Below are 12,385 nucleotides of genomic sequence, written 5' to 3' on the forward strand. Positions count from 1 at the left end.
TTGCGGGTCCTTTCAAATTTCGGTGGCGCCGGGGTGCGTTGCAAGAAACGCCTCCAGCGCGGCAAGGTCGGGCATGGCGGGGGCGCAGCCGGGTTTGGCCACCACGACGGAGGCACAGGCTGAGCCGCGCAGAATGGCATCCTTCATCGGACGCCCTTCGGAGAGTGAGGCGAGGAAACCGGCCATGAAACTGTCGCCGGCGCCGGTCGGTTTTAGCGCATCTACGGGGTAGATACCGGTGCGGGTCTCCTGGCCATCGGCAAAGGTGACGGCGCCCTCGGGTCCCATCTTATAGACGACGATGGAGGCTGAGGTGTGCGCCAGCGACCGTGCTTTGGCGAGGCCTTTGTCGATGCCACCGGCCATAAAGCCGAATTCCTCATCATTGCCGACAATGATATCGGACATGGCGCCTGCGCGAGACAGGACATCCGCCGCAACCTCAGGCGAGGGCCAGCTGTAAGGGCGGTAGTCCACATCAAAGATGATCGGCAGCCCGGCCGCGCGCGCCAATTCAAAGGCGCGGAAGGTGGCGCTGCGTGACGGCTCGGCCGCAAAAACTGTGCCGGCGGTGATCAACGCGCTGTACTGGCTGTAATCCACCGCCTCCACATCTGCGACGGTCATCTGGAAATCGGCGGCATTGTTGCGGTAGATGACGCTCTGGTGATCCTCGACCCGGCTTTCATAGACCGCCAGAGAGGTCCGATATTCACCGGTGATGCGTTTCACGTGAGTCCGGTCAACACCGTAGTGATCCAACTGGTTGAGGCAGTACCACCCCACCGCATCATCAGAAACGCTGGTGACCAGAGCGGCGCTGCATCCCATTTTGACCAGACCTGCGGCGATATTGGCGCTGCTGCCACCCATGGCGACCATCATGTCCTGTGCATCAGCCGTGGCGGTGCCATCAGGGGTTGGACACAGATCCATACCCACCCGACCAAGGACGAGGAAATTGCGGCCTGCCAGATCTGAGCTGGCCTTGCTTGGCTGATTCATCACACGCCCCGCCGTTGTTTGATGCGGCTGGACTCCCAGTCGATATGGGCCTCGCGCACCTTGTCATCCTTGGTGATATGCGGCGTGCCAACCTCCCACCAGGCGTGGCCTTCGGTGGTCCAGCCTTCATAGGCGTCAACCTTCATCACGATGACGGTTGTCCGATTGTTGCCTTGCGCGCGTTTGAACGCTTCGCTCAGCTCTGCCGGATTGGCGGCGGTTTCGGTAAGTGCCCCCATCGAGGCCGCGTGACTGGCAAAATCCACGCCAAAGGCTTCAGGTATGGTGGGGCAATCCTCAAGCAGATTGTTGAAGCTGGTGTTGCCCGTGTTGTTCTGCAGCTTGTTGATGACCGCAAAGCCGCCGTTGTCCAGGACCAGAATGATCAGCTTCTTCTGGCTGAGCACGCTGGAATAGATGTCAGAATTCAACATCATGTAGGAGCCGTCGCCGACAAAGACGATTGTGTCACGATCAGGCTCTCGCTCAGACTGGGCGATGCGAGCTCCCCAGGCGCCGGCAATTTCATAACCCATGCAGGAAAAGCCGAACTCAACATCAACTGTGCCGGGCTCCAATGTGCGCCAATTGGCGGTGACTTCCGCCGGAAGCCCGCCAGCCGCCGCGACCACACGGTCCTTCGGATTGCAGAGCGCGTTCACAACACCGATGGCCTGCGCATAGGAATTGGGCCGGTTGTCCCCGTAAGAGACGTTGTCTGCGACATAGGCCACCCAGCTACGGCGGCTCTCCTGGGCACGGGCGACCCAGCTGTCCGGCGCCTTGTAGTCACTGCTTGCAGCACTAAGTGCCAGAAGCCCGCGCTGGGCGTCGCCGACAACCGGCAATGCGCGGTGTTTGCCTGCGTCATGGCGTGCTGCGTTGATCGAGATGAATTGGGCGTCCTGCGCAAAGGCGGTCCAGGATCCGGTGGTAAAATCCTGCAATCGTGTGCCAACCGCTAGGATCACATCTGCCTCGGCGGCAATCGCATTGGCGCTGTCCGATCCGGTGACTCCGATGGGACCGATATTCAGTGGATGGGTGTCACGCAGGTTGGCGCGACCGGCGATGGTTTCAACAACCGGGATCTGATGTGTTTCGGCAAAGCGGGTCAGCTCGGCCACGGCGCGGCTGTATTGCACACCACCGCCAGCAATGATCATCGGGCGTTTGGCGCCACGTAGGGCTTCGGCAGCATCTGCGATTTCGGCCGAATCCGGTGCGATGCGGCGAATGCGGTGGATTTTCTTCTCAAAGAAAACCTCGGGGTAGTCATAAGTCCATCCCTGCACGTCCTGCGGCAGGCCAAGGAAGGCGGGGCCGCAGTCGCCGGGATCCAGCATGGTGGCGATCGCAGCGGGCAGGGACTGGATGATTTGGGCGGGATGGGTGATGCGGTCCCAATAGCGCGACACGGGCTTGAAGGCATCATTTACACCTAAGGTCGGATCGTCAAAGTTCTCCATCTGCTGTAGTACCGGATCCGGCAGGCGAGTCAGGAACGTGTCGCCACAGAGCATCAGCATCGGCAGGCGGTTGGCATGGGCCAGCGCCGCGGAGGTCAGAAGGTTTGATGTACCTGGGCCAGCACTGGCTGTGCAGAACATGAACCGTTGGCGCAGCCACTGCTTGGCATATCCAGCTGCCGCAAAGCCCATGCTCTGTTCGTTCTGACCCCGATATAGCGGCAGCGCATCGCGCGCCTCATAGAGCGCTTCGCCGAGGCAGGTCACATTGCCGTGGCCAAAGATGCCGAAACCACCTCCGCACAGGCGTAACTCCTCGCCGTCAATCTCAATGAACTGATTGGACAGCCATCGGATGATGGCTTGGGCGGTGGTCAGCTTAATCGTTTTTGGCGGCGTCGTCATAGGCAGGGATCCCTGGGATGGTCTGTGGTCGGGTCGATTTGATCTTGCGAGATGTCGAATCCCAAGATACAAGTTTTGCAACCGGTTGCAAATTGAAATTGATGGGTTGGGAGGCCAGAATGACCGAAATCGGTATCGGAATTCTCGGCGGGGGCTACATGGGCAAAGCGCATGCCGTCGCGATGGCTGCGGTGGGGGCGGTGTTTGACACTGCTTTGCGCCCGCGTCTGGAAATGGTCTGCGCCACGACCCCAGCCAGTGCGGAGCGGTACCGGCGGGCTTATGGGTTTCAACGCGCAACGGACGACTGGCAGCTGCTGGTCAACGATCCCAAGGTCGAGGCGATCGTCATCGCGTCCCCGCAGCAGACCCATCGTATCGTCGCAGAAGCAGCCTTTGCGCTGGGCAAACCTGTTTTTTGCGAAAAGCCGCTGGGTGCATCGCTGTCTGATAGTCGTGCCATGGTGGCAGCGGCGGAGGCATCGGGCTGTCCCAATATGGTCGGGTTCAACTACATTCGAACCCCTGCCAGCCAATATGCGCGGCGTTTGATTGCAGATGGTGTGATCGGAGAGGTGACCTGGTTTCGTGGCGAACATACCGAAGATTTCTACGCCGATCCCGATGCCCCCGCGACATGGCGCACGGAGGGCGAAGCCAATGGGACTATGGGCGATCTGGCGCCGCATATGATCAATGGTGCGATGGCGCTGATCGGGCCGATCACTGAACTCATCGCAGAGGTTGAGACCGTTCATACGGACCGCCCCGGTGGCCGTGTCACCAATGACGACCAGGGGCAGATGATGTGCCGTTTTGCCAATGGGGCGATGGGGCAGATGTTCTTTAGCCGTATCGCGACAGGTCGCAAGATGGGCTATGCTTATGAAATCACGGGAACAAAAGGGGCGATCCGTTTTGATCAAGAGGATCAGAACGCGCTGTGGCTCTATCTCAGCGAGGGCGACGAGGCCACCCGCGGCTTTCGCAAGATCCTCACAGGCCCTGCACATCCCGATTATCTGCCGTTTTGCCAGGGGCCGGGGCATGGCACCGGGTATCAGGATCAGATCCTGATTGAGGCGCGGGATTTCCTGCGCGCGATCGAAACACAGACACCGGTTTGGCCGACATTTGAGGATGGGATGGCGGTAAATCAGGTGATTGCTGCAGCCATGGCCGCCTCAAAGAAGCGGTCCTGGCAAACCGTATCAACGTTCTAAATATCTAAGAAAGCACTGCAAAATGACGATCAGAATTGGCAATGCCCCATGTTCCTGGGGGGTAGAGTTTGCACAGGATCCCCGTAACCCGGACTGGCGCAGCGTTCTGAAGGACTGCGCCGAGGCCGGCTACAAGGGGATTGAGTTGGGGCCTGTGGGCTACATGCCCGAAGATCCCGCAATTCTGCGGGATGCGCTGGCCGAGCATGATCTGGAACTGATTGGCGGCGTGGTGTTCCGGGCGTTCCATGATCCTGATCAATGGGACGACGTCCTGGACGGGGCACATCGCACCTGCAAGGCGCTGAAGGCGCATGGTGCGGAACATTTGGTTCTGATCGATTCCATCTCGCCGCGCCGCGCGCCGACTGCTGGTCGCGCGGCGGAGGCTGAACAGATGAGCCAAGCAGAATGGTCGGCCTTCCGCGACCGGCTGGCCACAGTGGCCCAGATCGGGACCGAGGAATACGGTCTGACCGTCGGCATCCACGCCCATGCCGCGGGGTTCATGGATTTTGAGCCGGAGCTGGAGCGTTTGCTGGATGAAGTTGACGACAAGATCCTGAAGATCTGTTTCGATACTGGCCATCATTCCTATGCCGGATTTGACCCGGTTGCCTTCATGAAACGGCATATGGATCGTATCAGCTATATGCACTTCAAGGACATCGATCCCAAGGTGAAGGCAGATGTGATCGCCAAGCGGACAAATTTCTACGATGCCTGTGGGCAGGGGATTTTCTGCAATCTTGGCGAGGGCGACGTTGATTTTCCAGCCGTTCGGCAACTGCTTGTTGATGCTGGATTTTCTGGCTGGTGCACGGTGGAGCAGGATTGCGACCCGACGCTGGATCCTGACCCCGTTGGTGATGCGCGGGCCAATCGCGAATACCTCGAATCTATCGGTTTCAACTAGGGAGCGGCACCATGGCAAAACTGAAATGGGGCATGATTGGTGGCGGCGAAGGCAGCCAGATCGGACCGGCTCATCGTCTGGGCGCAGGACTGGATGGTGCCTTCGATTTCGCGGCGGCGGCCTTGGATCATCGCCCAGAAGAGGGGCGTGCCTATGGTCAGCGGCTGGGGCTTGCGGCGGACCGCGCCTACGGTGACTGGACGGAGATGCTGGAGGGGGAGCGCAATCGCGCGGATCGGGTTGATCTGGTCACTGTCGCAACCCCCAATGCCACGCACTTTGAGATCACCAAGAGGTTTCTGGAAGCTGGCTTTCACGTGCTCTGCGAAAAGCCGATGACGATGACTGTGGAAGAAGGCGAGGAAATCGTAAAGATTGCCAAGACGAAGGGCAAGATTTGCGCCGTGAACTATGGGTATTCCGGCTATTCCCTGGTCCGTCATATGAAGGCAATGGTGGCGCGCGGCGACCTTGGCAAGATCCGGCTTGTTAAGGCTGAATTCGCCCACGGCCACCATGCGGATGCGGCTGATGCAGACAATCCGCGGGTGCGTTGGCGCTACGATCCCGCTCAGGCCGGGGTCTCTGCCCAGTTCGCGGATTGTGGTATTCACGCGCTGCATATGGCGAGTTTTGTCATTGGTCAGGAGGTGGAACGCCTGTCAGCTGATACGGTCAGCTGTATTGAGAGCCGGGTTCTGGAAGATGACGCCATGGTGAACATGCGCTTTGATGGCGGGACTGTCGGGCGGCTCTGGACTTCATCGGTGGCGATCGGACGCCAGCACGGGCTGACTCTGCAGGTGTTTGGAGAGACTGGTGGCTTGCGTTGGTCGCAGGAGCAGCCAAACCAGCTTTATTGGATGCCCCTCGGTGAGCGGCTGCAGGTGATTGAGCGTGGCGAGGATAATCTCAGCCCCGAGGCAGATCGCACCAGTCGTGTAACCATCGGTCATGCCGAGGGGATGCCGCTGGCCTTTGCCAATATTTACAGTGATTTGGCAGAAGCGATTAGGGCTGAAAAAGCCGGGCGCCCAATCGATCCTGCCGCGGATCTCTACCCGCGTGCGGAAGACGGGTTACGCTCCATGGCGGCGGTTTTTGCAGTCGCGGAGAGCGGCGCGACAGACGGGGCTTGGGTGGATGCGCGCCCACCTATGTTTCGCTGATTGAGCCTGAACTGAAGCTGGGCAGGGGCGTCGGTTTTCTGGCGCCCTTCTTCGATGCCGGGTGGTTCAGGTTTTTTGCGGTCGCAGGGTTCCGCGCTCTACCACATGACAGGGGAAAATACGGGCCTCTGGATAGCGATCAGGTTCATCCAGCATCGCCGTGACCAGTTCAATCGAAGAATTGACGATCTGCTCAATCGGCTGGTGGATGGTGGTGAGATCAATATTTTCCCACCGTGCCATCTCCATGTCGTTGAGGCCGATAACTCCGATGTCCTGCGGCACCTGCAGGCCCTTTTCGCGGATCGCACTAAGCGCCCCAATCGACAAGACGTCATCACCACAGAAATAGGCCTCAGCCGGTTCATCTCGAAGCAGGCGCAGCATTTCACGGCGGCCCGCCTCGAAGGAGTAATCCTCGGCGAAACTATGTGTTGCTGTGACATCTGGACGGGTTTCCATCTCCGATGTGAAGCCCTTGCAACGGTCCTGAGTTGAGGTTGCGGTCTGCGGGCCGCCCATGAAAGCGACCGTTTTGTATCCGCGGGCTACAAGCGTGCGTGCAGCCATCCGGCCGCATTCGACGTTGTCGATCCCCACGACATGTACCTGCGGGGTGGAGGACGAGCGGCCAAAACTGTGCACCACCGGCACACCCGCATCGCGAAATGCCTTGGCAAAGCCTGGCGGGAGAGTCGAAGAGGCTACGACTACACCATCCACGGAATACTGTCGCAACATCCGGACCGAGTTTTCGGGATCGGTTTCGTCAGAGAGATTGACCAGCAGTGGCCGCAGGCCGCGATCCTGCAGGCGGCGCGTAAACCGATCGAAGACCTCAAGGAAAATCGGGTTGTGAAAGTTGTTGGAGACAAGGCCAATCAGTTTGGTGCGTCCGGTTGTCAGAGAGGAGGCCAATGCGTTTGGACTGTAGCCAAGTTCCTGCGCGGCCTTCTCGACCTTGCGCCGCATTTTTTCGGAGACGGATGCGCCATCGGTGAATGTGCGCGACACCGCTGATCGTGAGACCTGCGCCCGTTCTGCCACATCTTTTAACGTTACAGCCATTCCTGGTCTTCCTCTTGTCCGGGCCATCTGGGGCCCATCCACCTGTGCAACCGGCTGCGCACCGGATCAGATTATCTATCGCGGATCCAAATCGAGTTCAGCAGAAAAAATGCTGCCACAAATTGCAACCGGTTGCAAAAAAAATCGATTCGTGGTTATTCTGATCCCCGACGCGAATGGGACCGCCCGGACGCGATCGTGACGGTAAAACTTTGGGAGGAAAGAATGACGTCAATCTTCAAGACATTTATGCTCGCAACAACGGTTGCAGCGGCGCCGATGATGCTGGCAACAACAGCCTCTGCCGAGGGTGAAAAATACATCCTCGTCAGCCACGCCCCCGACAGCGACAGCTGGTGGAACACCATCAAGAACGGGATCGCCCTGGCGGGCGAGCAGATGAACGTGGAGGTGGAATACCGCAACCCGCCGACCGGTGACCTCGCCGATATGGCGCGGATCATTGAGCAGGCCGCGGCCTCAGGGCCCAACGGCATCATCACAACCCTGTCCGACTATGATGTGCTGTCCGGCCCGATCAAAGCAGCCGTGGACAGCGGCGTGGATGTGATCATCATGAACTCCGGCACCCCGGATCAGGCCCGCGAAGTCGGCGCCCTGATGTATGTTGGTCAGCCAGAATATGACGCAGGCCATGCGGCGGGTATGCGCGCCAAAGCGGACGGTGTCGGCAGCTTTCTTTGCGTGAACCACTACATCAGTTCGCCATCTTCAACAGAACGCTGTCAGGGCTTTGCCGACGGGCTGGGTGTGGATCTCGGCGATCAGATGATCGACAGCGGACAGGATCCGGCGGAAATCAAGAACCGCGTTCTGGCCTATCTCAACACCAACCCGGAAACTGATGCGATTCTGACACTCGGTCCGACCTCGGCGGATCCAACCCTGCTGGCGCTGGAAGAAAACGGCATGGCTGGCGACATCTATTTCGGCACCTTCGATCTGGGTGAGGAAATCGTCAAAGGTCTGAAAGCCGGTGTCATCAACTGGGGGATTGATCAGCAGCCGTTCCTGCAGGCCTATCTGCCGGTCGTGGTTCTGACCAACTACCACCGCTACGGCGTGCTGCCCGGCAACAACATCAACTCTGGCCCTGGTTTTGTAACCAAGGACGGCCTGGAAAAGGTCGAAGAGTTCGCGGGCGAGTACCGGTAATAATCTCCCCAAGTGCGGGCGGCTGAGACACATCAGCCGCCCCTTATTTCAGAGAGAGCACTATGTCTGACGCACCTACCCAATTTGCGGAAGACGAGCGGATCAAAACCCGTTCGAAATTCCGCGAAGCCATGATCCGACCCGAATTGGGCGGCATTATCGGCACCATCACCGTATTCGCGATGTTCCTTATTTTTGCTGGTGACAGCGGCATGTTCAACAGCCAGGGCGTGATGAACTGGAGCCAGATCTCCGCCCAGTTCATGATCATCGCAGTTGGGGCCTGCCTGCTGATGATCGCGGGCGAGTTTGATCTCTCGGTCGGGTCCATGATCGGGTTCGCGGGAATGTTGATCGCCATTTTCAGCGTAACGCTGGGCTGGCCGGTCTGGTTGGCTATTCTGGTGACCTTCGCAATCGCCACAGCCATTGGTGCGCTGAATGGATTTATCGTGGTGCGCACGGGGCTGCCCAGCTTCATTGTCACGCTGGCCTTCCTGTTCATCCTGCGCGGCTTTGCAATCTATTTGCCGCAGACCATTGAACGTAAGACGATCATTGGCGGGGTGGCTGACGCCGCCGAGGGCGATTGGATGGCGGCACTGTTCGGAGGTAAAATTCTGACCGGCCTGTTCCAGTGGTTGGGCGACAACGGTTGGATCGCCGTTTTTGAACGCGGCACCCGCAAGGGGCAGCCGGTGGTCGAGGGGCTGCCCATGCTCATCGTTTGGGCTATTCTGCTGGTGATCGTTGGTCATGTCATCCTGACCAAAACACGGTTTGGCAACTGGATCTTTGCGGCGGGCGGTGACGCTGAGGCTGCGCGGAACTCCGGGGTGCCTGTCAACCGCGTGAAAATCCTGATGTTCATGTTCACAGCTTTCTGCGCGACCGTCTTTGCAACCTGTCAGGTGATGGAGTTTGGCGGCGCCGGGTCGGATCGTGGCTTGCTGAAAGAATTTGAAGCCATCATCGCGGTGGTGATTGGTGGCGCGCTCCTAACCGGTGGCTATGGCTCGGTTCTGGGGGCGGCGCTCGGTGCGCTGATCTTTGGCGTGGTGCAGCAGGGGCTGTTCTTTGCCGGGGTTGAAAGCTCTCTGTTCCGGGTGTTCCTCGGTCTGATCCTGCTGTTTGCAGTCATCCTCAACACCTATATCCGCCGCGTTATCACAGGGGAGCGCTGATATGACTACGTCTCAACCCTTGATCCGCATGCAGGGCATCGAAAAGCACTTTGGCAGCGTGATTGCGCTGGCCGGTGTCTCGGTTGATGTGTTCCCTGGAGAATGCCACTGCCTGCTTGGCGACAATGGCGCCGGGAAATCGACCTTCATCAAAACCATGTCCGGGGTGCATAAACCCACCAAGGGCGACATCCTGTTCGAAGGTCAGCCGCTGCATTTTGCGGATCCTCGTGATGCAATTGCCGCAGGGATTGCCACTGTGCATCAGCATCTCGCGATGATCCCGCTGATGTCGGTCAGCCGCAACTTTTTCATGGGGAATGAGCCGATCCGCAAGATCGGTCCGCTAAAGCTGTTTGATCATGACTATGCCAATCGCATCACCATGGAAGAGATGCGCAAGATGGGTATCAACCTGCGTGGGCCGGATCAGGCTGTTGGCACCTTGTCGGGGGGGGAGCGTCAGACTGTGGCCATCGCCCGTGCGGTGCATTTCGGCGCGAAGGTGCTGATCCTGGATGAGCCGACATCGGCGCTGGGTGTGCGCCAGACCGCCAATGTGCTTGCCACCATCGACAAGGTACGCAAGCAGGGGGTGGCCGTGGTGTTCATCACTCACAACGTGCGTCATGCCCTGGCCGTTGGCGACCGGTTCACGGTGCTGAACCGCGGCCAGACCCTCGGGACAGCAGAGCGCGGCGAAATCTCTGCCGAGGAGCTGCAGGATATGATGGCAGGCGGGCAGGAGCTGGCAACGCTTGAGGGAAGCCTTGGCGGCACAGTCTGAGGCGATACCAGATTCATTGAAAAAATCCGCCGGGGCGCAGGTTCCGGCGGCTTTTGTTTTAGACCTCTTGGCGTGCCCTGCGCAGAACACCTGCGGGCGGGAGCGTGCCGACCTCGGTCTCTACCGGCTCGGCGAGATGGTTGAACCAGAATTCCTCCGTCGCGGTCTGTCGCATACGGACACCCTCGGGCATTTTGCGGATGGTCACGCCCGCGCGGGCGCAGAGCGTTGTGACCAAGCGGTCCAGGCCCGCCGGATCCAGCCAGCCGGCACAATACACCTGATTGCCCGCAGCGACAGCGACCGCATGACCGGTTGAGGTTTCGATCAGAACATCCGCCTCACCCTCCAGCGTTTCCAGATAGCCGACAACCGCGCCATCGCCGTTTGCGAGTGGCAGCGGCATATCCGGTCGGAGGCTTTCGACCGCTGCGATGACCACATCCAGCCCCTGAAGAGCGGGCGGCAACGGGGCGGTTGGGATCTTGAAATCCTCATCCCGCGCCGCTGTACGCGGACCATAAAGACGCAGACCTGCCGCCTCGGCCAGTGCCTTTCGCAGGTCATCCGGGAGGTGCATCAGGCCGGGGGCAAGGATCAGCTCATATCCGGTGAAATCACTTCGGGTCGGCGGGATGATGTCAACAGACAGACCCGCGCGACGCAGGGCACGGTAGTGATCCAGCACAAGGTCGAAGTAGCTCAGACCTTGACCATGCGGCTGCACCTGCCAGGCCCATTCTGCGTCATAATCGAAGATCAGCGCGACAGGAGCCTGCGATGGTGCAACCTCACCCGCGTTTGCTAATTCCTCAGCCACCTGACGTGCCTCGGAGATGGCGGGGGTCTCTGCACTATCGGGACGCAGCAACCCAGCATGGAGTTGCTCCTGCGCAAAAGGCGCCTGCCGCCAGCGGAAATAGCAAACTGCCTCCGCGCCATGGGCAAAGGCCTCCCAGGTCCAGAATCGCACCATGCCGGGCAGGGGCGCAGGATTGTAGGGCGCCCAGTTCACCGGGCCGGGTTGCTGTTCCATCACCCACCAGCGCCCACGCCCCACAGCACGGTAGAGGTCATGGTGAAAGGCCTGAAAATCCGGGTCACCCTGTCGCGCATATCGGCGCTGATCTGCTGCGCTGGCACCGACCCGGTCCTCAAGAAAGCCCAAAGGGTAGCTGTCCCAACTGGCGATCTCCAGATCCTCTCCGACCTTGTAATGGTCAAAGTCGGTCACCCGTCCCATGTAATTATGCGCAATCGGCGCGTCGGAATGGGCGCGCAGGATCTCCACCTGATCGCGGTTGAAGCTGACAACCTGGTCTGATGAAAACCGTCGGAACGCCTGCATATGGGCCGGGTTCGGTTCGGTCACGGTGAGGTTCGGCAGCCCGATCTGGTTAAAGCGATCATACTCCATCGACCAGAACACATTTCCCCAAGCGCTGTTCAGCGCGCAAATGTCACCGTCGTACCGCTCTTCCAGCCACCGCACGAATGCCACACGGGCTGCGTCAGAGTAGCTGATCGTGGTCTCGTGGCAGCCGTATTCATTGTCCGTCTGCCAGGCGGCGATGCGCTCGCCGGGTCCATAGCGCTCCGCCATCAGTGTGACGATCCGCCGGGCCTCTGCGCGGTATCCCTGGTGGCTGAAGCAATAGTGGCGACGCGAACCGAAGCCGCGCGATTTGCCATCAGCATCCAGCGCAAACATGTCAGGGTGGCGGTCCACCATCCAGCGCGGCGGCGTTGCGGTCGGGGTGCCCAGTACCACCTTCAATCCGGCCGCGACCAAAGTGTCGATGGCCCGGTCCAGCCAGTCCCATTGCAGATCACCGCGGGTAGGCTCGATCCGAGACCAGGAAAATTCGCCAATGCGGACCCAGGTGAGCCCCGCCGCGACCATGCGTGCGGCGTCCCCCTGCCAGATGTATTCAGGCCAGTGTTCGGGATAATAGCAGGTTCCAAGCGTGCGCTGCATGATGG

At 59.6% G+C, this 12,385-nt stretch carries 10 protein-coding genes; 6 read left to right on the forward strand and 4 right to left on the reverse strand.

All coding sequences use genetic code 11. The annotated features are described in order from the left end of the window. Positions 1-12: 12 nt before the first annotated feature. Complete coding sequence (gene iolC / locus phaeop14_RS03215) at positions 13-1,005, reverse strand: 5-dehydro-2-deoxygluconokinase (protein WP_096788734.1); 993 nt, start codon at positions 1,003-1,005, stop codon at positions 13-15. After that, positions 1,005-2,879 (reverse strand): 3D-(3,5/4)-trihydroxycyclohexane-1,2-dione acylhydrolase (decyclizing), encoded by a 1,875-nt coding sequence (gene iolD / locus phaeop14_RS03220; protein WP_096788735.1) that lies wholly within the window; start codon positions 2,877-2,879, stop codon positions 1,005-1,007. Before iolD ends, iolC begins: the two co-directional genes overlap by 1 nt. A gap of 119 nt (positions 2,880-2,998) precedes the next feature. On the opposite strand from iolD, the gene phaeop14_RS03225 reads away from it, so the two are divergent. The 3 genes from phaeop14_RS03225 to phaeop14_RS03235 are packed head-to-tail and all read left to right on the forward strand — an operon-like array spanning position 2,999 to position 6,187. After that, complete coding sequence (locus tag phaeop14_RS03225) at positions 2,999-4,102, forward strand: Gfo/Idh/MocA family protein (RefSeq protein ID WP_193438259.1); 1,104 nt, start codon at positions 2,999-3,001, stop codon at positions 4,100-4,102. Between the two features lie 22 nt (positions 4,103-4,124). Then, on the forward strand, positions 4,125-5,018 hold the full coding sequence (locus phaeop14_RS03230; protein ID WP_040172397.1) for a sugar phosphate isomerase/epimerase family protein: 894 nt from the start codon (positions 4,125-4,127) through the stop codon (positions 5,016-5,018). Between the two features lie 11 nt (positions 5,019-5,029). Next, entirely contained in the window at positions 5,030-6,187 is a 1,158-nt protein-coding gene (locus phaeop14_RS03235; protein WP_096788737.1) for a Gfo/Idh/MocA family protein, read from the forward strand. Positions 6,188-6,253: 66 nt separating this feature from the next. Here the strand turns inward: phaeop14_RS03235 and phaeop14_RS03240 are convergent, their stop codons facing one another. Beyond that, positions 6,254-7,255, reverse strand: coding sequence for a LacI family DNA-binding transcriptional regulator (locus tag phaeop14_RS03240; protein ID WP_040181517.1), 1,002 nt, complete (start codon positions 7,253-7,255; stop codon positions 6,254-6,256). A gap of 225 nt (positions 7,256-7,480) precedes the next feature. Here phaeop14_RS03240 and phaeop14_RS03245 point away from each other — a divergent pair, with 225 nt between their 5' ends. The 3 genes from phaeop14_RS03245 (at position 7,481) to phaeop14_RS03255 (ending at position 10,402) form a co-directional block, all read left to right on the forward strand. After that, on the forward strand, positions 7,481-8,431 hold the full coding sequence (locus tag phaeop14_RS03245) for a sugar ABC transporter substrate-binding protein (RefSeq protein WP_040172405.1): 951 nt from the start codon (positions 7,481-7,483) through the stop codon (positions 8,429-8,431). A 62-nt stretch (positions 8,432-8,493) separates the two neighbouring features. Beyond that, positions 8,494-9,615: an ABC transporter permease gene (locus phaeop14_RS03250; protein ID WP_040172408.1), complete on the forward strand. Its 1,122-nt coding sequence runs from the start codon at positions 8,494-8,496 to the stop codon at positions 9,613-9,615. Position 9,616: 1 nt separating this feature from the next. Then, the gene (locus phaeop14_RS03255) at positions 9,617-10,402 is read left to right on the forward strand and encodes an ATP-binding cassette domain-containing protein (RefSeq protein ID WP_096788738.1); all 786 of its coding nucleotides are present in this window, start codon (positions 9,617-9,619) and stop codon (positions 10,400-10,402) included. A gap of 58 nt (positions 10,403-10,460) precedes the next feature. Here the strand turns inward: phaeop14_RS03255 and phaeop14_RS03260 are convergent, their stop codons facing one another. Continuing rightward, entirely contained in the window at positions 10,461-12,380 is a 1,920-nt protein-coding gene (locus phaeop14_RS03260; RefSeq protein WP_096788739.1) for a beta-galactosidase, read from the reverse strand. Between the last annotated feature and the right edge of the window lie 5 nt (positions 12,381-12,385).

The sequence above is a fragment of the Phaeobacter piscinae genome (genome assembly GCF_002407245.1).
GTDB lineage: Bacteria > Pseudomonadota > Alphaproteobacteria > Rhodobacterales > Rhodobacteraceae > Phaeobacter > Phaeobacter piscinae.

Coding starts and splice junctions, on each gene's coding strand:
- iolD (WP_096788735.1), bottom strand. CDS start 2,879: ATGACGACGCCGCCAAAAACGATTAAGCTGACCACCGCCCAAGCCATC.
- phaeop14_RS03235 (WP_096788737.1), top strand. CDS start 5,030: ATGGCAAAACTGAAATGGGGCATGATTGGTGGCGGCGAAGGCAGCCAG.
- iolC (WP_096788734.1), bottom strand. CDS start 1,005: ATGAATCAGCCAAGCAAGGCCAGCTCAGATCTGGCAGGCCGCAATTTC.
- phaeop14_RS03250 (WP_040172408.1), top strand. CDS start 8,494: ATGTCTGACGCACCTACCCAATTTGCGGAAGACGAGCGGATCAAAACC.
- phaeop14_RS03255 (WP_096788738.1), top strand. CDS start 9,617: ATGACTACGTCTCAACCCTTGATCCGCATGCAGGGCATCGAAAAGCAC.
- phaeop14_RS03240 (WP_040181517.1), bottom strand. CDS start 7,255: ATGGCTGTAACGTTAAAAGATGTGGCAGAACGGGCGCAGGTCTCACGA.
- phaeop14_RS03230 (WP_040172397.1), top strand. CDS start 4,125: ATGACGATCAGAATTGGCAATGCCCCATGTTCCTGGGGGGTAGAGTTT.
- phaeop14_RS03245 (WP_040172405.1), top strand. CDS start 7,481: ATGACGTCAATCTTCAAGACATTTATGCTCGCAACAACGGTTGCAGCG.
- phaeop14_RS03260 (WP_096788739.1), bottom strand. CDS start 12,380: ATGCAGCGCACGCTTGGAACCTGCTATTATCCCGAACACTGGCCTGAA.
- phaeop14_RS03225 (WP_193438259.1), top strand. CDS start 2,999: ATGACCGAAATCGGTATCGGAATTCTCGGCGGGGGCTACATGGGCAAA.